This window comes from Psychrobacter sp. 1Y4 (assembly GCF_051847555.1).
This window is the reverse complement of sequence record NZ_JBPYDE010000599.1, coordinates 1-687: the sequence shown is the minus strand read 5'-3', so window position 1 is coordinate 687 and position 687 is coordinate 1. Positions and strand designations below refer to the sequence as shown.

Genomic DNA, 687 nt, shown 5'->3' with positions numbered 1-687 from the left:
GTTGCATCATCTAAAATGGCTTTTGGCTGTTCACCAAGTGGTTTGCTGGCGATATTTGCAGAGCTATTCTTAGAGCTACCTGCATCAGATACAGCTGCTGTAGGCTGTTCAGAGGCAGTACTGCTAACGGCAACCTCTCTGTTTTTCTCATGACTATTGCCATTAATGATATTAAAACCAAGCAATGCCACTATGCCGATTACGGCGAATATGATTAGATGCTTCATTTCCATAAAAAATCTCGTCTTTGATTAGCTACCAAATACGAGTTTCATTGCACTTTTTGTGCCGACTTTTAAACCTGCTATCTCTTACTATTCTTGTGGACTATCATTATTGAGCAAATCTGTTTCGTCCGAACTTTGAGCAATCTCTTGCTCGACCTTTTCCATCAGCTTGTCATCAGGGCGGGCATCGAGGACCTCATCAGCATTACGGCCTTGCAAAATAACTTTGGCTCGCGCCTTCGCTTGCTTTTTATCTTTATCATCAACAGGTCTGTCATTATTCTGACGTTCAACCGTAGGCTCAGGCGTGGTTGAGGTAATCGTCATGTCAGATTTAGCACTGCTCGTACTGTTCTGCATATGTTCAATGGCTTTCTCTAATTTGTCATTAAACCGCAAACGATAAATGGGTTCAGGCAAGCTAAAGCCTTCGTTTTCTAAAGCGTGTTTGGTTTCACGA

1 protein-coding gene and 1 pseudogene are annotated in these 687 nt (G+C 42.4%); both read right to left on the bottom strand.

What is annotated here, in order from left to right; translation table 11 throughout:
- A partial coding sequence (locus ACS8FC_RS17815; protein WP_439297772.1) for a hypothetical protein occupies positions 1–233 on the bottom strand: 233 nt, incomplete at its 3' end.
- 81 nt (positions 234–314) lie between these two features.
- Positions 315–687 (bottom strand): annotated as a pseudogene (locus ACS8FC_RS17810) (mechanosensitive ion channel protein MscS); the annotation flags it as partial.